The 18,375-nt window shown below is 62.3% G+C and carries 26 protein-coding genes; 13 read left to right on the top strand and 13 right to left on the bottom strand.

The window, feature by feature from the left end:
- Positions 1–34: 34 nt before the first annotated feature.
- The 3 genes from rpsI to QAZ47_RS21965 form a co-directional block, all read right to left on the bottom strand.
- Positions 35–511, bottom strand: coding sequence for a 30S ribosomal protein S9 (gene rpsI, locus QAZ47_RS21975; RefSeq protein WP_278077690.1), 477 nt, complete (start codon positions 509–511; stop codon positions 35–37).
- Complete coding sequence (rplM, locus tag QAZ47_RS21970; RefSeq protein ID WP_278230694.1) at positions 511–975, bottom strand: 50S ribosomal protein L13; 465 nt, start codon at positions 973–975, stop codon at positions 511–513. The genes rpsI and rplM overlap by 1 nt, the downstream gene beginning before the upstream one ends.
- A 292-nt stretch (positions 976–1,267) precedes the next feature.
- Complete coding sequence (locus tag QAZ47_RS21965; RefSeq protein ID WP_278230693.1) at positions 1,268–1,669, bottom strand: SRPBCC family protein; 402 nt, start codon at positions 1,667–1,669, stop codon at positions 1,268–1,270.
- Between the two features lie 92 nt (positions 1,670–1,761).
- Between QAZ47_RS21965 and QAZ47_RS21960 the strand changes: the two genes are divergently transcribed.
- Positions 1,762–2,355 (top strand): TetR/AcrR family transcriptional regulator, encoded by a 594-nt coding sequence (locus QAZ47_RS21960; protein ID WP_278230692.1) that lies wholly within the window; start codon positions 1,762–1,764, stop codon positions 2,353–2,355.
- A 48-nt stretch (positions 2,356–2,403) separates the two neighbouring features.
- On the opposite strand, the gene QAZ47_RS21955 is transcribed toward QAZ47_RS21960, so the two are convergent.
- The 3 genes from QAZ47_RS21955 to QAZ47_RS21945 are packed head-to-tail and all read right to left on the bottom strand — an operon-like array spanning position 2,404 to position 3,534.
- Positions 2,404–2,802: a type II toxin-antitoxin system HicB family antitoxin gene (locus QAZ47_RS21955; RefSeq protein ID WP_278202768.1), complete on the bottom strand. Its 399-nt coding sequence runs from the start codon at positions 2,800–2,802 to the stop codon at positions 2,404–2,406.
- A 35-nt stretch (positions 2,803–2,837) separates the two neighbouring features.
- Positions 2,838–3,029 (bottom strand): type II toxin-antitoxin system HicA family toxin, encoded by a 192-nt coding sequence (locus QAZ47_RS21950; protein ID WP_278207903.1) that lies wholly within the window; start codon positions 3,027–3,029, stop codon positions 2,838–2,840.
- Between the two features lie 49 nt (positions 3,030–3,078).
- Entirely contained in the window at positions 3,079–3,534 is a 456-nt protein-coding gene (locus tag QAZ47_RS21945; protein WP_278202767.1) for a PaaI family thioesterase, read from the bottom strand.
- 150 nt (positions 3,535–3,684) lie between these two features.
- Here QAZ47_RS21945 and QAZ47_RS21940 point away from each other — a divergent pair, with 150 nt between their 5' ends.
- The 6 genes from QAZ47_RS21940 (at position 3,685) to QAZ47_RS21915 (ending at position 7,833) form a co-directional block, all read left to right on the top strand.
- The gene (locus tag QAZ47_RS21940; RefSeq protein ID WP_278230691.1) at positions 3,685–4,506 is read left to right on the top strand and encodes an enoyl-CoA hydratase; all 822 of its coding nucleotides are present in this window, start codon (positions 3,685–3,687) and stop codon (positions 4,504–4,506) included.
- A 40-nt stretch (positions 4,507–4,546) separates the two neighbouring features.
- On the top strand, positions 4,547–5,323 hold the full coding sequence (locus QAZ47_RS21935) for an AAA family ATPase (RefSeq protein ID WP_278202765.1): 777 nt from the start codon (positions 4,547–4,549) through the stop codon (positions 5,321–5,323).
- Complete coding sequence (locus QAZ47_RS21930; protein ID WP_278230690.1) at positions 5,320–5,841, top strand: CoA-binding protein; 522 nt, start codon at positions 5,320–5,322, stop codon at positions 5,839–5,841. Before QAZ47_RS21935 ends, QAZ47_RS21930 begins: the two co-directional genes overlap by 4 nt.
- Before the next feature lie 160 nt (positions 5,842–6,001).
- The gene (locus QAZ47_RS21925; protein WP_278230689.1) at positions 6,002–7,282 is read left to right on the top strand and encodes an O-acetylhomoserine aminocarboxypropyltransferase; all 1,281 of its coding nucleotides are present in this window, start codon (positions 6,002–6,004) and stop codon (positions 7,280–7,282) included.
- 4 nt (positions 7,283–7,286) lie between these two features.
- Positions 7,287–7,631: a cupin domain-containing protein gene (locus QAZ47_RS21920; RefSeq protein ID WP_278230688.1), complete on the top strand. Its 345-nt coding sequence runs from the start codon at positions 7,287–7,289 to the stop codon at positions 7,629–7,631.
- A 10-nt stretch (positions 7,632–7,641) separates the two neighbouring features.
- Positions 7,642–7,833 carry a hypothetical protein gene (locus tag QAZ47_RS21915; RefSeq protein WP_278230687.1) on the top strand — a complete coding sequence of 64 codons (192 nt, stop codon included), beginning with the start codon at positions 7,642–7,644 and terminating at the stop codon, positions 7,831–7,833.
- Here the strand turns inward: QAZ47_RS21915 and QAZ47_RS21910 are convergent.
- Together QAZ47_RS21910 and QAZ47_RS21905 are read right to left on the bottom strand one after the other, a co-directional pair.
- Positions 7,827–9,065 (bottom strand): cytochrome P450, encoded by a 1,239-nt coding sequence (locus tag QAZ47_RS21910; RefSeq protein ID WP_278230686.1) that lies wholly within the window; start codon positions 9,063–9,065, stop codon positions 7,827–7,829. The genes QAZ47_RS21915 and QAZ47_RS21910 overlap by 7 nt on opposite strands.
- Before the next feature lie 106 nt (positions 9,066–9,171).
- Positions 9,172–9,894: a hypothetical protein gene (locus tag QAZ47_RS21905; protein ID WP_278230685.1), complete on the bottom strand. Its 723-nt coding sequence runs from the start codon at positions 9,892–9,894 to the stop codon at positions 9,172–9,174.
- Positions 9,895–10,002: 108 nt separating this feature from the next.
- On the opposite strand from QAZ47_RS21905, the gene QAZ47_RS21900 reads away from it, so the two are divergent.
- Complete coding sequence (locus QAZ47_RS21900; protein ID WP_278230684.1) at positions 10,003–10,323, top strand: hypothetical protein; 321 nt, start codon at positions 10,003–10,005, stop codon at positions 10,321–10,323.
- Positions 10,324–10,430: 107 nt separating this feature from the next.
- Positions 10,431–10,958, top strand: a complete 528-nt coding sequence (locus QAZ47_RS21895) for a gamma carbonic anhydrase family protein (protein ID WP_278230683.1) — start codon at positions 10,431–10,433, stop codon at positions 10,956–10,958.
- 27 nt (positions 10,959–10,985) lie between these two features.
- Here QAZ47_RS21895 and QAZ47_RS21890 read toward each other — a convergent pair whose 3' ends face one another.
- From QAZ47_RS21890 to QAZ47_RS21875, 4 genes are all read right to left on the bottom strand, one after another.
- Complete coding sequence (locus tag QAZ47_RS21890; RefSeq protein WP_278230682.1) at positions 10,986–11,561, bottom strand: ankyrin repeat domain-containing protein; 576 nt, start codon at positions 11,559–11,561, stop codon at positions 10,986–10,988.
- Positions 11,562–11,568: 7 nt separating this feature from the next.
- Positions 11,569–12,267 carry a transglutaminase-like cysteine peptidase gene (locus QAZ47_RS21885; protein ID WP_278230681.1) on the bottom strand — a complete coding sequence of 233 codons (699 nt, stop codon included), beginning with the start codon at positions 12,265–12,267 and terminating at the stop codon, positions 11,569–11,571.
- Between the two features lie 264 nt (positions 12,268–12,531).
- Entirely contained in the window at positions 12,532–13,146 is a 615-nt protein-coding gene (locus QAZ47_RS21880) for a PilZ domain-containing protein (RefSeq protein WP_278077675.1), read from the bottom strand.
- 173 nt (positions 13,147–13,319) lie between these two features.
- Positions 13,320–13,958: a PAS domain-containing protein gene (locus tag QAZ47_RS21875; protein WP_278230680.1), complete on the bottom strand. Its 639-nt coding sequence runs from the start codon at positions 13,956–13,958 to the stop codon at positions 13,320–13,322.
- Positions 13,959–14,359: 401 nt separating this feature from the next.
- Between QAZ47_RS21875 and QAZ47_RS21870 the strand changes: the two genes are divergently transcribed.
- Both QAZ47_RS21870 and QAZ47_RS21865 read left to right on the top strand, forming a co-directional pair.
- The gene (locus QAZ47_RS21870; protein ID WP_278230679.1) at positions 14,360–15,097 is read left to right on the top strand and encodes a rhomboid family intramembrane serine protease; all 738 of its coding nucleotides are present in this window, start codon (positions 14,360–14,362) and stop codon (positions 15,095–15,097) included.
- A gap of 215 nt (positions 15,098–15,312) precedes the next feature.
- On the top strand, positions 15,313–15,744 hold the full coding sequence (locus tag QAZ47_RS21865) for a CBS domain-containing protein (RefSeq protein ID WP_278077672.1): 432 nt from the start codon (positions 15,313–15,315) through the stop codon (positions 15,742–15,744).
- A 54-nt stretch (positions 15,745–15,798) separates the two neighbouring features.
- On the opposite strand, the gene QAZ47_RS21860 is transcribed toward QAZ47_RS21865, so the two are convergent.
- A complete protein-coding gene (locus QAZ47_RS21860; protein ID WP_278230678.1) occupies positions 15,799–16,056 on the bottom strand; it encodes a YjhX family toxin in 258 nt (85 codons plus the stop codon).
- A gap of 281 nt (positions 16,057–16,337) precedes the next feature.
- Between QAZ47_RS21860 and gatB the strand changes: the two genes are divergently transcribed.
- Together gatB and QAZ47_RS21850 are read left to right on the top strand one after the other, a co-directional pair.
- Positions 16,338–17,840 (top strand): Asp-tRNA(Asn)/Glu-tRNA(Gln) amidotransferase subunit GatB, encoded by a 1,503-nt coding sequence (gatB, locus tag QAZ47_RS21855; protein ID WP_278230677.1) that lies wholly within the window; start codon positions 16,338–16,340, stop codon positions 17,838–17,840.
- Between the two features lies 1 nt (position 17,841).
- Positions 17,842–18,330 carry a GNAT family N-acetyltransferase gene (locus QAZ47_RS21850; RefSeq protein ID WP_278230676.1) on the top strand — a complete coding sequence of 163 codons (489 nt, stop codon included), beginning with the start codon at positions 17,842–17,844 and terminating at the stop codon, positions 18,328–18,330.
- The last annotated feature ends 45 nt before the right edge of the window (positions 18,331–18,375 follow it).

Genomic DNA, 18,375 nt, shown 5'->3' with positions numbered 1-18,375 from the left:
CTTAGCGCTTGGAAAACTTGGCCCCAAGCGCTCCTTAGCGCTTCGAGAACTGGAAGCTGCGGCGGGCCTTCGCTTTGCCGTACTTCTTGCGCTCGACCACGCGACTGTCGCGGGTGAGGAAGCCGCCCTTCTTGAGCACCGCGCGCAGCGCCGGCTCATAATAGGTCAGCGCCTTGGAGATGCCGTGACGCACGGCACCGGCCTGGCCGGACAGGCCGCCGCCGATGACGGTGGCGACGATGTCGTACTGGCCGGCGCGATTTGCCGCGACGATCGGCTGGTTGAGGATCATCTGCAGCACCGGACGCGCGAAATAGGTCGCGAATTCCTTGTCGTTGACGGTGATCTTGCCGGAGCCCGGCTTCACCCAGACGCGCGCGATGGCGTTCTTGCGCTTGCCGGTGGCATAGGCGCGGCCCGACTTGTCGAGCTTCTGGACATGGACGGGCGCGGCCGGCTGCGCGGCAGTCGTGACAGTCCCGAGTTCTGCGAGCGAGGAAAGCTCAGCCATTACGAGGCCCTCTTGTTCTTGGGGTTCAGCTTGGCCACGTCGAGCGTGACGGGCTGCTGGGCGGCGTGCGGATGTTCGGCGCCTGCATAGACGCGAAGATTCTTCATCTGGCGGCGGCCAAGCGGGCCGCGCGGGATCATGCGCTCGACGGCCTTCTCGACGACGCGCTCGGGGAAACGGCCCTCGAGCAGCTGGCGCGCGGTGCGCTCCTTGATGCCGCCGGGATGGCCGGTGTGCCAGTAGTAGACCTTGTCGGTGTACTTCTTGCCGGTGAACACCACCTTGTCGGCGTTGATGACGATGACGTTGTCGCCATCATCGACATGCGGCGTGAAGGTGGGCTTGTGCTTGCCGCGCAGATGGTTGGCGACGACAGTGGCGAGGCGACCGACGACGAGACCCTCGGCGTCGATCAGCACCCACTTCTTCACCACATCCGCAGGCTTCTGCGAAAAGGTAGCCATGGTTTTGCTCTCAGGTTGACCTTCCTCATCCACGAGGGACAAGGAAAGGCGTTTTTTGTTGCTTGGATTGGCGAGGGCGCTGAGGCCATTCGCCAATAACAAAACGGCGGCCGTTGCGGGCCGCTGCTTCGAGAGGGCTTATAGGCGAGGGTGTCAGGCGCGTCAAGGCGACTGAAAACTCATATGGTGCACAAAAAGAAATAAAAACAAAAACTTGGCTATGTGGTGCTATTTTACCGCAAGGAAAGAGCGCTCCGGCCAATAGTCGGAACGCCTTCCGACGATCCGGACTTCAGCCGGCAGCTTCGAGCGAGCGGCGGATCTCGGGCGCAAGCTGGTCCATTGCTGCGGCGAGCCAGCCGCAGAGCTCATCCGGCGACGTGTCATGGATCCACACCAGTCGGCTGCGTCCATCATTCTCGGCAAAGACCTGCATGGAGGTGTTGTCGTGCGCCACCTCTTCGCCTTCCCATGCCCAGACGATCCGGCGTGCCTGTTCGTCGCGGGCAATCAGCCTCTCGTGCACGACCTTGCCGTCGGCAAAGATCATCTGCCGCAAGTCGGGCTCGACCAGCCGGCAATCCACGAAGATGTCCGGCGTTGTCAGCCGCGGTCCCTCGGCGAAGTTGCCGACGGTCTGCCAGACCTTTTCCGGCAACGCATCGACGATCATTTCCCTGATGACTGATCCCATCTTTGCACCCTTTGGTTGGAAGTAGACAGATCTGTCTACTAGACAAATCTGTCTGTAGGCCGGAAAACGAGACGCGTCAAAGGATATTCGGGATGGCGGATCACACTGCTGACATTACTGACGTTGGTCGCGGAAGTTCCGCGCGCAATCGCGTTCTGGATACGGCGACGAGGCTCTTCTATGCGGAGGGCGTGCACGCGGTCGGCGTCGATCGGATCATCGCGGAAGCAGGCGTGGCGAAGGCCACTTTCTACAAATACTTTCCAGCCAAGGATGAGCTGGTCCGAGCCTATGTCCAGAACCAAAGCCGGTTAGGGAGGGCTGCGACCGACCGAATCGGCAAGCGACCGGCGCGGGATATGATCCTGGCTATCTTCGACCTTGTTGCGGATGCAGCCGCTCAACCAGGCTATCGCGGCTGCCCGTTTCTCAATGCCGCCGCCGAATTTCCGGACCCGGGCCATCCGGTGAGGCAGGCGATCGGCGAGCACAGGCGGTGGAAGCATGACCTCCTGCGCGGCTTGCTTGCAGACGACGGCAAACCGGATCCGGAAACCACCGCCGACATCCTCACCGTTGCCGGCGACGGACTGCTCGTCGCCAGCCACCTCGACAAGCCAGCAAACTTGCGCCACCTCATCCGCGAGACGGTCCTGCAGATTCTAGGACCGTCGGCGGACAAATAGGTGACGGCAGGAATTCAGTAGTGCTTCGGCGAGCGTGGGTGTTGCAGTTTAGTGCTTGGCTTCGATTTCCTTGCGCGCTGCGCTGGCCAGGAACGCGGATCTTGTTATGCCGCGTTCACGCGCCGCAGCATCGATCGCCCGCAAGACGCCACGCTCAAACGTGACGTTGGCCCTGACCACAGCACTGTCATTGTCGATCAACGGCACCGACACCAAGTATGCTCCCTCGGCCAGGGCTGTGCGGACCTCCGAAAGCGAGACGATCGCCTCGTGGCTGGAAGGTTCGGGGACTGGCATGTCCTCTGCCCACAATTGTAACGCCTCGACCGCATTCGGAATGATTTCTTCCGCAGCATCCGCGGCTGAAAAGCAGCCGGGAATGTCTGGAAAGCGAATACCGAAAGCGCTGCCCGCATCTTTGTCGACCAAAGCGAAATAGCTCTTCACAACAGCCTCCAACTTACCTGCTGCCCAGGATGGGATCAGTTTGTTTTGATCCAGCCTGCTTGCTTGGCGATTGCGCGAGCAGTGCCTATTGGCAGATCCTTCTCCGGATGCGGTACGATCAACACGATCTCGCCCTTTCGAAATTTGTGATGCGAGCCGCGAACGGACACCAGCTCGAAACCGTCGTCCTTGAGACGCTTCACGATTTTACGGCTGTCACGCTCGATCAAACATCACCTGTGCGCATATATATACACATCGAAGGCATTTCAATTGTCAGCTTGATATCTTGGGCGGCGGGATCGAATAGGTGCCGGTGGCGTGCGCCACGGTGTGCCTGTCCGGGCCGGCGACGATGTCGATATCGAACACCATCAGGCTTTTGCCGAGCTTCAGGATTCGGCAATGGCCGTCGATCGGCCCCGCCTCGGCCTTGCGCATGAAGTTGATGTTGAGGTTGGTGGTCACCGACAGCGCGTCCGGCCCGGCGTGGCTGAGCACGCAGACATAACCGCCGATATCGGCCAGCGTGAACAATGATGGGCCTGAGACCGTGCCGCCCGGGCGCAGATGCCGCTCGTCGGCGTTGAGCCGGACCGTGCAGCCGCCCGGGAACACCTCGATCGCTTCGTAGAAGGAGAATTGGTCGTTCAGCTGCGGATAGACACTCGCCATCAGCGCGTTGACTTCCGCCGCGTTGAGCACCGGCTTCAGATTGCTTTGGGCTGGCATCGGCGGTGTCCTATATGAGTAGGTAAGTTCCAGGCACGCTGGACCAAACGGTGCGACGGAGAAAACACGTCTCGCGGCTGTTCTTCAACCGGCAGCGTGCTAGTTCTGTTGCTCCATGAACCGCGAGCGCTGACCCGAGAGGTTTAGAAAGTGGCTGAAGTCGTTGCCATCAAGCCGGCCGTCGGCGACGGCCCCGTTTCTGCCACCCAGGACAAGGGTGTGCTGCGCCTCACGCTCGCCAGCCCGCCGGCCAATGCGCTCTCGCTGGCGACGATGGCTGCGCTGCAGGCCGAATTCGACCGCGTGAAGGAAGACAAATCCGTGCGCGTCATCATCCTGGCGGCGTCCGGCAAGGTGTTCTGCGCCGGCCACGATCTCAAGGAAATGACCGCGCACCGCGCCGATGCCGACCGCGGACGCGCCTTCTTCGAAAAGACCTTTGCCGCCTGCGCGACGCTCATGCAGACCATCGTGCGCCACCCCAAGCCGGTGATCGCCGAGGTCGATGGCCTGGCCACCGCCGCCGGCCTGCAGCTTGTCGCGAGTTGCGACCTCGCGATTGCCTCGCACGAGGCGACCTTCTGCACGCCGGGCGTCAATATCGGCCTGTTCTGCTCGACGCCGATGGTGGCGCTGTCGCGCAACGTCTCGCGCAAGCAGGCCATGGAAATGCTGCTTACCGGCGAGACGATCGACGCCGCGACCGCCAAGGAATTCGGCCTGGTCAACCGCATCGTGCCGCGCGAATATGTGAATCAGGTTGTCAACAAATACGCGCAAACCGTTGCATCCAAATCGTCTTTGGTGGTCAAGACCGGCAAGGAAGCGTTCTATGCCCAGGCCGAGATGGGTCTGGCCGATGCTTACGCCTATACTGGCCGCGTTATGGTGGAAAACATGCTGGCCCGCGACGCCGAGGAAGGCATCGGCGCCTTCATTGGCAAGCGCAAGCCGGAATGGACCGACGAATAGCCCGGATGCAGCCGCGCTTTTCTATCGTTGAGGGTCCGACGTGGCTGCCCGCAAGCAACTGACGCGGCTGAAGGCGCCCTATCTCAAGCGCATCCTGCTCGATCCGTCGCGGGTGGCGGATTGGGAGCAATATCCCTGGAACCTGCCGATCTTCCGGGATCGCGAATTCGAGTTCGAATTCACGTCGGCCATCACCATCATCGTCGGCGAGAACGGCACCGGCAAGTCGACGCTACTCGAAGCAATAGGCGCGCTGGCCGGCTATGACGAGGCCGGCGGCGGCAAAGGCTACCGGCCGGTCGATCATTCCAGTGCCGTGGACAAGAGCGGCATTTCACTTGCTGCCGCGTTACGGTGCCATTGGCTGCCGAAGGTTACCGCGGGATGGTTCTTTCGCGCTGAGTCGTTTTATTCGGTAGCGCGCTATCTCGATCGGGCAGCACTGGATGTTGGCGCGCCGCCGCCCGATTTCCTGTCCTGGTCGCATGGCGAGGGCTTCATCCGCTTCTTCGAAGAGCGCTGCCGCCGCCAAGGCATCTACATCCTCGACGAGCCCGAAAGCGCGCTGTCGCCGACGCGCCAGATCGAGTTGCTGAAGCTGCTCCAACGGATGGAGCGTTCCGGCATCGCGCAGGTGATCATGGCGACGCATTCGCCGCTGCTGATGGCCTGCCCGAACGCGCGGCTTTTCCGCATCAGCCGCTTCGGCCTCGATGCGACCGATTTTCACGACACCGATCATTTTCGCATGATGCGCGACTTCTGCAGCGATCCGGCTGCCTTTCTCGCCGAAGCGCTGTATGAGGACGAGCCATGAATCACGACGCCTACGACAACACCTACATCGCCGGTATCCTGAACTCGGTGAAGACGATCGCCATGGTCGGCGCCTCCCCCAACGACGTGAGGCCCAGCTATTTCGTGCTGAAATATCTGCTCGCCAAGGGCTTTTCGGTGCTGCCGATCAATCCCGGTCATGCCGGCAAGCAGATCCTGGGACAGACGGTCTATGCCAGCCTGGCCGACCTGCCGCATACGGTCGACATGGTCGACATTTTTCGCGGCTCACCGGCAGTGCCGGGCATCGTCGACCAGGTGCTGAAGATGGATCCGCTGCCCAAGGTCGTCTGGATGCAGCTCGGCGTGCGCCATGACGAGGCAGCTGCCCGCGCCGAGGCCGCCGGCATCAAGGTGGTGATGAACCGCTGCCCGAAGATCGAATACGGCAAGCTGTCGGGCGAGATCGGCTGGACCGGTGTCAATTCCGGCGTGCTGTCGTCGAAGAAGCCCTTGATGCGCCGGGGCTTCCAGAGCTTCGGTGTGCGGCAGAAATAAGCCTCCCGCAGCTTGCGCAAAATTATTCCGGGAAGAGATGGATTTTCTCCGGCGTTCGTCGCAGATCGCATGCCGAAAGGTATTTTCTTCTTTGCATTCCCAGCCGGGCTTCGCCAAGAATGCCCAGCGATTTTCGCTGGATCACCAGAGGGAGGTTTCCGTGACCCGTACGCCCGGTTTCAACACGCTCGCCGTTCATGCCGGCGCCAAGCCCGATCCGGCGACCGGCGCGCGCGCCACGCCGATCTACCAGACCACTTCCTATGTCTTCGACGACGCCGATCATGCCGCATCGCTGTTCGGGCTGAAGGCCTTCGGCAACATCTACACGCGCATCATGAATCCGACGCAGGCGGTTCTCGAGGAACGCATAGCGGCGCTCGAAGGCGGCACAGCGGCCCTTGCCGTCGCATCCGGCCACGCCGCCCAGGTGCTGGTCTTCCACAATCTGATGCAGCCGGGTGACAATTTCGTATCTGCCACAAAGCTTTATGGCGGCTCCATCAACCAGTTCGGCCATGCCTTCAAGAACTTCGGCTGGCAGGTGCGCTGGGCCGATACCAACGATCCGTCGACCTTCGAAAGCCAGATCGACGACAAGACCAAGGCGATCTTCATCGAAAGCCTCGCCAATCCGGGCGGCATCTTCGTCGACATCGAGAAGATCGGCGATATCGCCCGCAAGCATGGCCTGCCGCTGATCGTCGACAACACGCTGGCCTCGCCCTATCTGGTACGGCCGATCGAGCACGGTGCCGACATCGTCGTGCATTCGCTGACCAAGTTCATCGGCGGCCACGGCAATTCGATCGGCGGCGCCATCATCGACGGCGGCACCTTCGACTGGTCGAAATCGGGCAAGTATCCGATGCTGTCGGAGCCGCGCCCCGAGTATGGCGGTCTCGTCCTGCATGAGACCTTCGGCAACTTCGCCTTCGCGATTGCAGCTCGCGTGCTCGGTCTGCGCGATATCGGCCCGGCCATCTCGCCCTTCAACGCTTTCCTGATCCTGACCGGCCTCGAAACGCTGCCGCTCAGGATGCAGCGCCACTGCGACAACGCGGCGAGCGTCGCAGGCTGGCTGTCGAACCATCCGAAGGTCGCGTGGGTGAACTATCCCGGCCTGCCCGGCGACAAGAACAACGCGCTGCAGAAGAAATATTCGCCGCAGGGCGCGGGCGCCGTGTTCACCTTCGGCCTCAAGGGCGGCTATGAGGCTGGCGTCAAGTTCGTCGAGGCGCTGGAGCTGTTCTCGCACCTCGCCAATGTCGGCGACACCAAGTCGCTGGTCATCCATCCGGCCTCGACCACGCACCGCCAGCTTTCCGACGAGCAGAAGATCAAGGCCGGTGCCGGGCCAGACACCGTCCGGCTGTCGATCGGCATCGAGGATGTCAACGACATCGTCGCCGATCTCGAACAGGCGCTCGATAAGGTCTGATCCGATGTCGGCCTTCCTTGCGGTCAATATCGAAAGCGTCGAACCGGAGGCCGGCGTGCCGGCCCCGGACCGCGTGATTTCGGGCGAGCCGAAATTCCGAACCTGGAATGTCGAGGAGCAAGAAGGCGGCCTCTATGCAGGCATCTGGGAAGCGACGCCCGGCAAGTGGCGGATCGTCTATGACGAATGGGAGTTCTGCCACATTCTGGCGGGCGTCTCGGTGATTGCCGAGGACGGCGGCGAGACGCGCACGGTCAGGGCCGGCGACAGCTTCGTGCTGCGGCCCGGCTTCAAGGGCACCTGGGAGGTGCTGGAGACGACGCGGAAGGAATATGTGATCCGGCTCTAGGTGCCTGAAAATGAACGACAGGGTCGGTTTGAGCGAACAGCCCCCAGAAGGCGATGCGGTGCAACGCTTGCGTTGGCTGCGAGAGGAGGTTGTGCCAATCCTCGAGCACGCCCGCGCCCATCCCGAGCTTTTGCTGACGTCTGATCAGTTGCGAAGAAACCTCTCTGATCACATCAGGTCGATTGTCTTTCGTCATCAGTAATAGACCGCAAGCCTCTCAAGCCCGTGGAAGTGATAAGTGTCGCGAAAGCGCGGCTCCTCGGTCAGGTGCAATCTTGGCAGCCGGTCGAACAGCGTTTTCAACGACACTTGCAGCTCAAGCCGCGCCAGTGGCGCGCCGATGCAGAAATGGATGCCGGCGCCGAAGGACACGTTCTTCTGGTCCGTGCGCGCCGGGTTGAAAGCGTCAGGTCCGGCAAACGCCAGCGGGTCGTGATTGGCCATGCCGAGCAGCAGCGCGACCATCTCGCCGGGCTTGACCAGAATGCCCGGCGCCGCTTCGATCTCCTCATAGGCATAGCGCAGGAACATGTGCAGCGGCGCATCGAAGCGCAGGCATTCTTCGACCGCTGCCGCGTTTGCTTCAGGCGTAGCGAAAAAACGGCGCGGATCGCCGCCTTGCGCGAGGATCGAACGCACGGCATTGCCGGTCTGGTGCACGGTCGCTTCGTGTCCGGCATTGAGGAGAAGGATCGCCGAGGAAACCAATTCGTCTTCGGAAAGCTTCTGGCCGTTGTCCTGGGCCTCGATCAGCAGCGAAAGCAGATCGTCGCCAGGTTTATTGCGCCGCTCCGCAATATAGCCGCGCAGGAAGTCGGAAAAGTCGCGCGCGGCGCGGTTCGCGGTCTCTTCAACCACGTGCGTGCGGCCATGCATGTACATGGCGACCATCCGGTGCGACCAGTCGAGCAATTGCGGTCCCATCTCGACCGGGACGCCCAGCATCTCGGCGATGATGGTGATCGGCAAAGGCGAGGCGTAGGCGGGCAGGAGATCGGCGCCGCCCGGCTCGAAGCGGTCGATCAGCTCATTGGCCAGAGCCTCGATGCGCGGCCTCAGCCGCTCGACCTGACGCGAGACGAAGGCGCGGTTGACCAGCGTCCGCAGCCTCGTGTGCACCGGCGGCTCGAGCTCCAGCATGGAATTCGCCTCGATCGCGTCGAAGGCGGTGAGGTGCGAACGGTCGTCGCCGATGCCGCGGCTGTCGGGAATGCCGGCCGGGTTCTGCCGGCCGAAACGGCGGTCGCGCAGCAGGCGGTTGACGTCGTCGAAGCCGCCAAAGCACCAGAAGCCGTAATCCTCCCAGAAGAAGGCGTTCGAGGCGCCATGCAGCAAGGCATAGGCCTCATACGGGTTCTGCACGAAGGCCGGCTCGTGCGGGTCGAGCCGCAGGCGACGGCTGGCGGGATCGAAAGCGAGATAGGCTGGCGTCATGCATGAGCAATAGCGCGCCTCGTCAGCCTGATGCCAGACCGTATCTTGGCGTCCGTCATGCCGATGCGTTGAGCCAGGAGGGGACGAAGGGCCGCAGCGGCGCGCTTCAGCGTCCAGTCCTCAGGATGCCTGCCACCTTCGCGGCGATCGCGGCGTCGAGCGCCTGCCAGTTCCCGAGCAGCTCGCGCGGAAAACGGTAGGTGAGGCTGAGATCGTCCCCAACCTGGATGTCGCGCTCGCAGGGGGCCAGCGATTCCTCGGCACTTGGCCCGCTCAGGCAGCGGGCGACGAACGGGTCCTTGCCCGGCCGGTCGGCGACCGCCAGCACCTCGTTGAGATAGCCCGATTTCTCGGTGAAGCCGTAAAGCGTCGTGCCGCTCGGGCCCGGCGTGCCGGGCCTGACGATCAAGGCGCTGTAGATCGGCGCGAAACGGCCGCTCATGTCGCGCGACATCATACGCGGCTCGAACGACAGGAAGATGATCTTCTTGGTCGTGGCGTGGTTGAAGTCGTCGCGCGCGGCGCTGCTGTAGCCGTCCATCTCGGGATAGCGCAGGTAAAGATCGAGGCGCGTGGCGATGCCGTCGCGCCTGGTCTGGTCGAAGCGGATGAAGTTGGCCGGCACGCTGATCAGATTGTTACCGATGACGACCTGTCGGACCGTCGTGTCGTCGGTATAGCCGGCCATGGCGATCGACCGGCCAAGCCATTTGCCGCCGACGCTGATCGCCACCGAAAGCAGGGCCAGCGCCGCGAAGGCATAGAAGACCCGCTTCATGAAGGTCGAGTCGACGACCTCGAATTGCTCGGCGGCGGCTGCCTCTCTCATCGCGATCCCCGATCCGCTCACCTGTCCTCAGGTGGCACAGCTTGCGCGGCATGGCCCTTGCAGCGCGTCGGCACGACTGTGCGGTCTCATGGTAAACGGTTGGTAAAGATGGATATCGTGTTGCTCCCTCTCTACGCTTTTGCGGTCGGCCTGACGGCGTGCGGGCTTGCGGGCTCGGCGATGGAACTGATCTCCGGCCGCCGGCTGGCCTTTGCCGAACCCTATGTGTCGCCCGCCCATATTGCGCGCTCGCTTGCGGCAACCGCCTGCGCCGGCCCATTCATGCTCACCAACGAAGCGCTGGCTGCACGGCGCGAGGGGCGCATCGGCACGCTGGCGCTGCTTTCCTGCGGCTGCACGGCCGCGGCCTGGGCGCTGGCGCTCGGCATTGTGCTGATCGCCATTGCCTCATGGGCGACCGGTCTTTAGGCCTTCGATTTTAAGCATGTCTTTGTCTCGAAACCGCTGCGCACTTTCGGGAGACATGCGTTAGGCTCTGCCGAATTCCCGGCTTTGAGACGAATCGGAGACGAAAAATGCCGATCTACGCGATCGATGGGAAAGCGCCTCGGTTCGAGGATGCCGAAACCAACTGGCTTGCGCCGGACGCCACGCTGATCGGCGATATCAGCATTGGCCGCAATGCCGGCTTCTGGTTCGGCGTTGTCATCCGCGGCGACGGCGAGCCGATCACGATCGGCGCCGACACCAATGTGCAGGAACACACGGTCATGCACACCGATCCGGGCTATCCGCTCACCATCGGCCAGGGCTGCACGATTGGTCATCGCGCGCTGCTGCACGGCTGCACGGTCGGCGACAACAGCCTGATCGGCATGGGCGCCATCGTGCTCAACGGCGCGAGGATCGGCAGGAATTCGCTGGTCGGCGCCGGCGCCCTGGTGACGGAAAACAAGGTCTTTCCGGACAATTCCCTGATCGTCGGTTCGCCCGCCAAGGTGATACGGACGCTGGACGACGCGGCGATCGAGCGGCTGCGCGTCTCGGCCGCGCACTATGTCGCCAATGGCAAACGCTTCAAGGCCGGATTGAAGCAGGCCTGAAGCGAGCTGGCCGGTGGCGCCGCCGGCTTAACCTTGCCGGGACATCGCCTCGCGCAGCAGCGACGCCCCCGCTTCGAAGCCGGCTTCGTCGGCGCCTTCCAGGGCGGTCTCATAGTCGTCGATGTGCGTCCTGAGCGATGGATCCGCGCCCGAAGCCAGCAGCAGGCGGATTGCCTCCGCATCGCGTTGCGCCACAGCATAGTGCAGGGGCGTCCAGTCGTTCACGCCGCGCATGTTCGGGTCGGCGCCGTGTTCCAGCAGGAGCCGGATGACGTCCAGCCTTTCCGGCCGCTTCGTCGACAGTGCCGCGATGATCGAAGGAAAACCGGCAAGGTCCTCGTAGTTCGGATTCGAGCCCGCACCAAGCAAGGTTGCGATGAAAGCGATCGGACTCCGATAGATCGCGTATTCCAGCGGATGGCCAAGGCCGAGCTCGAAGGCCATTCTCTCGTCGAACCATCGCGCCGATCCGCCGAGCGCCTTGCCGAGACCCTCGAAGTCGCCCGCCTTGAAGGCATCATCTATGGCCTTGAACAACAGGTGACGCGCGCCGCGATCGTCAGGGATTTCCAGCATCGCCCTCCATCCGGAATGAGCAGCCATGTTGCTCTCATCCACTGCAATAAGAAAGGCCGGCCAGCCTGCGATCGAAGTGGCGGGTAAGCGTCGCCGGAAAAGGCGGAGCCGGCCCGGGGACAGGGCCGGCTCCTAAAACCCGGTCGTTGGGGACGGGGATCGCGTTGATCGAAACCCAAACGCCCGAATTCTCGGTCGATTGACGTTTGAGGTAGGTGTAGACCGTGTCGTTCCAGGCGAGCACTTTCGGCTCGAGGTTGTCGAGGATGAATTCGCCGAGACTGGTGCGTACCGTCAGCACCGCGTGACCGTCGCCATTCGGCTGGCGCACGACCGTCATCAAAAGGTCGCCAGCGGGCACGCCCGCGGCCATCAGCTCGCGACGCTTCTCCAGCGCATAGTCCTCGCAGTCGCCATAGCCGTTTTCGGGGTAGGCCCAATATTCCTCGACCCCATAAATCTCCATGTCGGTGCGCGGCTTGACGCGCGTATTGACCGAATTGTTGACGTTGATGATCGTCGTCCACAGCTTGCGGGTCAGTTCGACCGGTGATCCTTTCGGCGTCCTCTCGTTGCACTCGACCGGGATGCGCTGGCAGAATTCATAATGGCCGACCGGTTGGGTGGTGCGGCCGCCCGTATGCATGAAAACCGGTCCAGCGTTTGCCGTTCCCCAAGCGGAAAGCTGCATCGCCATTGCCAAGAGCAACAGCTTGCCCCTCATCATTTTCATTATGGTAGTCTCCCCGTTTGAGAGAGACTGTGCCACGTTGGGATTTATTTGGCGCAAAAACCCGAAGCAGATATTGAGTAAAACGCCCGTAGAATAAATATAAAATTTGAACTGTCTCGATTTCGGATTGTTGAGATTTCGCCGGGCGCCGTCCCCGGCTCTCGCGGTGCCTCGACATGCCGCCTGATTACGAGAGGCACAATCCGACCAACAAAAAACCGGCCGCTGAGGGGCCGGTTCGGTGCTTGCCTGGTTTTGGAGTGGTCAGGACCGCGGCGCGTTGAATTCCGAATCCAATGTCTCCGGCCGCTGGATGACGGCGAATTCGATGGCCACGCCGTCCTCGAAGTGACGCACCACCTGGCCGCGCATTGTCCCCAGCATGACCTGCACGCCGATCGCCGGCTTGACGTCGATCTCGATCGCCGCGCCCGAAAGCGACAGGTCGATGATGCGGCACTGATACTGGCGCCCGTCGGTGAGCTGCAGCACGCTCATCGGATTGCGCGGCGCGACGCGCTCGTGGCGGCGATCCTCCGGCAAGTCCAACTCATGCTTGTTGGCAAGCCAGGTGAGCTGCGCGGCGAGCTTGTCCTTCTTGCGGTCCGAAGCGATGACGGTCATGGCGAATCCGTCCTGCGAGGTCCGCGTCACGACGCCTTCGATGCGGCCGATATGGTCGATATAGGCAATGACCTTTTCGCCCGGCATCCCGACGCGATCGGTGCGCAAGGCGACGTTGCCGGGCGACATGTCGATCACCTGGCACGGATGCTCGGTGCGGTCTTCCAGCATGAATCGCCCGTAGATCTTGACCCGGACGCGCTGGAAATTACGCCGCTCCACTCGGGACGGCGCGTATTCCGCCGCTGACCTCATGACTGCCTACACCCCGTTGGCATTCCGCGCGCCGATGCGAGGAATTTCACCGGAAAAAGTTACAGCAAAGCAGGTTAACAAAGGGGAAAAAGCCAGCCCTAAATGGCTTGGGACCAGACGCCAGGGCAATGCGGGAAGCAAGGTCCGATCAGGGCAAAAACGTCGCGATCGCCTTATTCGTTGCGCCCGCCGTCAAAGACGACGAGGTGCCGGATCCGGCGCACGCGGCCGAGCGCCGAAATGGTTTCGGGCGCATCGAACTCAGTCGGAACGAGCGACGGAACGTCGATCGCGGGTCGGTTCTTCAGGAACATCGGTTCCTTGTCGGGATCGATGACCCGGATCGCGTCGATCAGGGCGTCGACGAGCGGGTCGGCACCCAGCCAGAATGGCCTTTCCGCAGCGCTGATAATGCCCAGGCAGCGCGGGTTCTCGACACCGCCGTCGAGCGGCAGCGCAAGCAGTTCGAACTTGTTGGAACGGCCGTTTTGGCTAAAGCCCTCGTAGTTCAGCAGCAGGACCGATTTCTGGTCGAAGACGCCGTGGATGAGCCGCGACACCAGCCGCTGGTCCTTCTCGCGCCAGAGCGAAGGGAAGGAGAACCCCTTGAGCTCGCGGCCGTAATGGGCGCAGAGCCTGGTGCCAGCCAGCCGGAACACGGCTTCGCCGCGCGTGTCGCGCTCCAGGATGAACGTATCGGCCAGAAGCGACTTGATGTCCGCCGGCTCGACTTCCGAACGTTTCGGGGCCGGGCGGCCCTCACGCAGCTGGTTCCAATATTGGAACAGCGTGATTGATCCGTTCTGATTCATTTCCATTCCGCTCCGAGCAATCTGTCTTTCTTGCTGTCCCATCGGCGAACAGACAGGGCGCCCTCCGATGACCTTCATGCGGTGCGGAGCAGGATGCGTGCCAGTATCGTTAACGTTTGTTCACGGGTCGGGGGCGTTAAGGTTAACAAGTGGTTTACATTGCGTGCCTGCGGAGCCTGTGGCACATCGAAAACCACTCCAAACGGTCGTTTCAGCAGCGATCGACCGCGCTTTAGTCGGAGTTTTCGGGGAGCAGGGGACTCGACCGGCCGTTCAGGGGAAGCCCTGGACGGCTTTCCTTTTGATTCGCTTCGGCTGTGGCGATTCGCGGTTTGTGATTCGGTTGGGCGTGAACTACATGCTGGCGCTCACATCGAATCTCCAGCCAACTCCAAGTGCGCATGAACGAACCGACAAGCCCGACTGAACCCGAACCGCGGCCGGACGAAGAGGCGCCGGAGCCGCGCCGCGAGCCGGTGTTCAACCTGCCGCCGGTGGTGCTGGCGGTGATCGCGATATGCTCGATCGTCTTTTTGCTGCAGCAATATGTGCTGAACGAAACCCAGCAAATGACGCTGCTCTACGATGGAGCCTTCATCCCGGTGCTCTATACCGGCCAATACGGCTTCGACTGGTTCCTGTTCACGCGTCCCTTCACCTACGCCTTCATGCATGGGGGCTTTGCCCATATCGCCATCAACATGGTCTGGCTTGCCGCTTTCGGCTCACCGCTTGCCAATCGCCTCGGCGCCCTTCGATTTGCGGTGTTCTACGCCGTGACCGGGCTCGCTTCGGTCGCGCTGTTCTGGGCAATGCACCCTTATGGCGAGATGCCGCTCGTCGGCGCTTCGGGCGCGATCTCGGGCATGATGGGTGCGGCGGCGCGCTACGGCTTCCGCATCGACCGCTCGTCCGGCCGGGCGGCCTTCGCCGGCGATCCGTTGCCGATCGCAATCGTGTTGCGCTTGCGCGGCGTCGTGACGTTTCTCGGCGTTTGGATGGTGATCAACCTCGCCACCGGCCTGCTAGACCTCGCGCCGGGTATCGACGGCCAGATCGCTTGGGAAGCCCATATCGGCGGCTTTGTGGCCGGCTTCTTCGGCCTGCGTTTTTTCGACCGTCCGCCGCCGGCCGAGTAACTCCGCATCATACTTGAAATGCAACCAATCACGGCGCACGATGTTGCCATGCATGTCGCCCAAAACTGCGAAGCGGTTTTGGGAGAGAGAGATGCATCAAAACAATGACTTAAAGCGCGCTGCGGCGCGCTTTGAGCCACCCAGCGTCTTCCCGAGGGCGCTGGGGCTTAAGCCGGTCAGGGCAGGAGCCGGCGAGCAAGGCTGAGGAGGACGCCATGACGGTTAAGGCAATTCTTGAAAGCAAGGGCCATGACGTGTTCACGCTCGGGCCCAATGAAAAGCTGAGCGAAGCCATCCGGATCCTGACCGAGCACCGGATCGGCGCGCTGGTCATCACCAATGGCGACCGCAAGATCGTCGGCATTCTTTCGGAACGCGACATCGTGCGGGTCATAGCCAGGGAAGGAGCGGCGGCGCTCGATATCGCGGTGCGTTCGGCCATGACGCCCAAGGTCAAGATCTGCAACGAGAGCCATACGGTCAACGAGGTCATGGAAATCATGACCAGGGGCCGCTTCCGCCATCTTCCGGTGGAGAAGGATGGTATGCTCGATGGCATCGTCTCCATCGGCGACGTGGTCAAGCGCCGCATCGAGGATGTCGAGCGCGAGGCCGAGGAGATCCGGGCTTATATCGCCACCGCCTGAGGCGGCGAGGAACCGCCGGCCATTGCCGGCCGGCGGAACCGGGCATGAAAGCCTCTATCTATTGTCGAGCTCGGCGCGGACCAGTTCCAGCCCGCGTCTGGTGATGCGGTAGGGTCCGCCGGAAGACGAAGATACGGCCTTCTTCCGCCTTAGCTTTCGAAAGAGGTCAAGGTCGAGGCCCGGATAATGCCAGCCGTCGCGGGTCAGGCATTGGACCGAAGCGATCTTCTTGCTGTCGTTCTTTTTGATTTCGATGCGCCCGCCTTGCGCGAGCAGGTGCAGGATGCGCTGTTCGTTACGCGAAATGTCCATTGAAGAATTCCCGGGAAAACAACAAAAGCCGCCGCCGCGGAAATCGCGGCACGGGGTTTCAGGTTTTTGTCGCCCTGCCTCGCTAGGAGGTCAGGGCCTTACCGGGACTGAGCGTAAGTGGACATCCACTCTCCATTGGGATGGATGTCCTATAGGCGAAAGCGGCGGAAAAGGCCAGCAGGCGGCTTTGCGCTTGTCTCGCCGGGCGGTTTGCACTAGCGAAGTTGCACATCAAAAATATGCGTTATGCATATCCGAGAATTCTAAGTACGTAGGCCTCAATGAGCATCATCGATACCCGCACGCCAGATCCGAAACGCCTGATCTCCGGGGCTACCGGCGACTGGGAGATCATCATCGGTCTCGAAGTGCATGCGCAAGTGACGTCCGAGGCGAAGCTCTTCTCCGGCGCCTCGACGTCTTTCGGCGCCGCGCCCAACGCCAATGTCAGCCTGGTCGACGCGGCGATGCCCGGCATGCTGCCGGTAATCAACGAGGAGTGCGTCAAGCAGGCGATCCGCACCGGGCTGGGCCTGAAGGCCGCGATCAACCACAAGTCGGTCTTCGACCGGAAGAACTACTTCTATCCGGACCTGCCGCAGGGCTACCAGATCTCGCAGTACAAGCAGCCGATCGTCGGCGAGGGCAAGGTGATCGTGTCTGTCGGTCCGGATCGGCAGGGCGAATTCGAGGACATCGAGGTCGGCATCGAGCGGCTGCATCTCGAGCAGGATGCCGGAAAGTCGATGCACGACCAGCATCCGACCATGTCCTATGTCGATCTCAACCGCTCGGGCGTGGCGCTGATGGAGATCGTCTCCAAGCCCGACATGCGCTCCGCCGACGAGGCCAAGGCCTATGTCAGCAAGCTGCGCACCATCATGCGCTATCTCGGCACCTGCGACGGCAACATGGACGAAGGCTCGCTGCGCGCAGACGTCAACGTCTCAGTCCGCCGCCCCGGAGGCGCCTTCGGCACGCGCTGCGAAATCAAGAACGTCAACTCGATCCGCTTCATCGGCCAGGCCATCGAATCCGAGGCGCGCCGGCAGATCGCCATCCTCGAAGATGGCGGTGCGATCGAGCAGGAGACCCGTCTTTTCGACCCCAACAAGGGCGAGACGCGCTCGATGCGCTCTAAGGAAGAGGCGCATGACTACCGCTATTTCCCGGATCCCGACCTTTTGCCGCTGGAGTTCGACCAGGTCTACGTCGATGATCTGGCACAGCATCTGCCTGAATTGCCCGACGACAAGAAAGCGCGGCTGATCGGCTCGCTCGGACTCTCGACCTACGACGCGTCAGTGCTGGTGTCGGAGAAGCCGATCGCCGACTATTTCGAGAAGGTGGCGGCCGGTCGTGACGGCAAGCTTGCCGCCAACTGGGTCATCAACGACCTGCTGGGTGCTCTCAACAAGGCCGGCAAAGATATTGAAAATGCGCCGGTTTCGCCCGATCAGCTAGGGGCGGTCATCGACCTGATCAAGGAAGGCACGATCTCCGGCAAGATCGGCAAGGACCTGTTCGAGATCATCTGGAACGAGGGCGGCGACCCACGCCAGCTGGTCGAGAGCCGAGGCATGAAGCAGGTCACGGACACCGGCGCCATCGAGAAAGCTGTCGACGAGGTCATCGCCGCCAACCCCGACAAGGCCGAGCAGGCGCGCGCCAAGCCGACCATGGCCGGTTGGTTCGTCGGCCAGGTGATGAAGGCGACCGGCGGCAAGGCGAACCCGCAGGCGGTCAACGAGCTGGTCAAGGCCAAGCTCGGCATCGAGGGCTAGCATGTTCGTGCGGACGGCGAGCGAACGCGATCTCGCCGCCATCCGTGCGCTGCTGGTCGAGACCTGGCACGCCACCTACGATGCCGTCTACGGCGCCCGGCGCATCACCGAGATCACCGATGACTGGCATTCGATCGCCTCGCTCAAGGCGCGGCTGACGCGCCCCAACTCGGAATTCCTGGTGGCCGACAACGGCAAGCGCCTCGGCGGCATGGCGTTCGCTTCCGTCACCGAGGACCCGAAGATCGTCCTGCTCAACCAGCTCTACGTGCATCCGGACTGTCAGCGGCGAGGGATCGGCCGGTCGCTGCTCGACGAGGTCGAGGCCAGCTTCCCGGAAGCGCGGTCACTGCGCCTGGAAGTGGAGGGGGCGAATTCTCCGGCGATCGCCTTCTACGAGGCGAATGGGTTCCGGCCCGCCGGCAGGACAGCCGATTGCGGCGGCGGTTCGGGAATGCCCGCGCTCATCCTGGAGAAGCGGCTGACGTAGATCGTCCGAAGATGATTTGAAGCATCCCCGGGCGTCCAAACTTCG

The sequence above is a fragment of the Mesorhizobium sp. WSM4904 genome, from assembly GCF_029674545.1.
Taxonomy (GTDB): Bacteria; Pseudomonadota; Alphaproteobacteria; order Rhizobiales; family Rhizobiaceae; genus Mesorhizobium.
Note: the sequence above shows the minus strand (reverse complement) of the source record. Positions and strands in the feature narration are given on the sequence as shown.

Bases quoted from the DNA above. Each gene is read 5' to 3' on its own strand.
- QAZ47_RS21920 (WP_278230688.1), top strand. From the start codon at position 7,287: ATGTCGGCCTTCCTTGCGGTCAATATCGAAAGCGTCGAACCGGAGGCC.
- QAZ47_RS21890 (WP_278230682.1), bottom strand. From the start codon at position 11,561: ATGGCTGCTCATTCCGGATGGAGGGCGATGCTGGAAATCCCTGACGAT.
- QAZ47_RS21860 (WP_278230678.1), bottom strand. From the start codon at position 16,056: ATGGACATTTCGCGTAACGAACAGCGCATCCTGCACCTGCTCGCGCAA.
- QAZ47_RS21960 (WP_278230692.1), top strand. From the start codon at position 1,762: ATGGCGGATCACACTGCTGACATTACTGACGTTGGTCGCGGAAGTTCC.
- QAZ47_RS21885 (WP_278230681.1), bottom strand. From the start codon at position 12,267: ATGAAAATGATGAGGGGCAAGCTGTTGCTCTTGGCAATGGCGATGCAG.
- QAZ47_RS21850 (WP_278230676.1), top strand. From the start codon at position 17,842: ATGTTCGTGCGGACGGCGAGCGAACGCGATCTCGCCGCCATCCGTGCG.
- QAZ47_RS21875 (WP_278230680.1), bottom strand. From the start codon at position 13,958: ATGAATCAGAACGGATCAATCACGCTGTTCCAATATTGGAACCAGCTG.
- QAZ47_RS21870 (WP_278230679.1), top strand. From the start codon at position 14,360: ATGAACGAACCGACAAGCCCGACTGAACCCGAACCGCGGCCGGACGAA.
- QAZ47_RS21905 (WP_278230685.1), bottom strand. From the start codon at position 9,894: ATGAGAGAGGCAGCCGCCGCCGAGCAATTCGAGGTCGTCGACTCGACC.
- QAZ47_RS21895 (WP_278230683.1), top strand. From the start codon at position 10,431: ATGCCGATCTACGCGATCGATGGGAAAGCGCCTCGGTTCGAGGATGCC.
- rplM (WP_278230694.1), bottom strand. From the start codon at position 975: ATGGCTACCTTTTCGCAGAAGCCTGCGGATGTGGTGAAGAAGTGGGTG.
- QAZ47_RS21915 (WP_278230687.1), top strand. From the start codon at position 7,642: ATGAACGACAGGGTCGGTTTGAGCGAACAGCCCCCAGAAGGCGATGCG.
- QAZ47_RS21880 (WP_278077675.1), bottom strand. From the start codon at position 13,146: ATGAGGTCAGCGGCGGAATACGCGCCGTCCCGAGTGGAGCGGCGTAAT.
- QAZ47_RS21900 (WP_278230684.1), top strand. From the start codon at position 10,003: ATGGATATCGTGTTGCTCCCTCTCTACGCTTTTGCGGTCGGCCTGACG.
- QAZ47_RS21865 (WP_278077672.1), top strand. From the start codon at position 15,313: ATGACGGTTAAGGCAATTCTTGAAAGCAAGGGCCATGACGTGTTCACG.
- rpsI (WP_278077690.1), bottom strand. From the start codon at position 511: ATGGCTGAGCTTTCCTCGCTCGCAGAACTCGGGACTGTCACGACTGCC.
- QAZ47_RS21910 (WP_278230686.1), bottom strand. From the start codon at position 9,065: ATGACGCCAGCCTATCTCGCTTTCGATCCCGCCAGCCGTCGCCTGCGG.
- QAZ47_RS21945 (WP_278202767.1), bottom strand. From the start codon at position 3,534: ATGCCAGCCCAAAGCAATCTGAAGCCGGTGCTCAACGCGGCGGAAGTC.
- QAZ47_RS21965 (WP_278230693.1), bottom strand. From the start codon at position 1,669: ATGGGATCAGTCATCAGGGAAATGATCGTCGATGCGTTGCCGGAAAAG.
- gatB (WP_278230677.1), top strand. From the start codon at position 16,338: ATGAGCATCATCGATACCCGCACGCCAGATCCGAAACGCCTGATCTCC.
- QAZ47_RS21930 (WP_278230690.1), top strand. From the start codon at position 5,320: ATGAATCACGACGCCTACGACAACACCTACATCGCCGGTATCCTGAAC.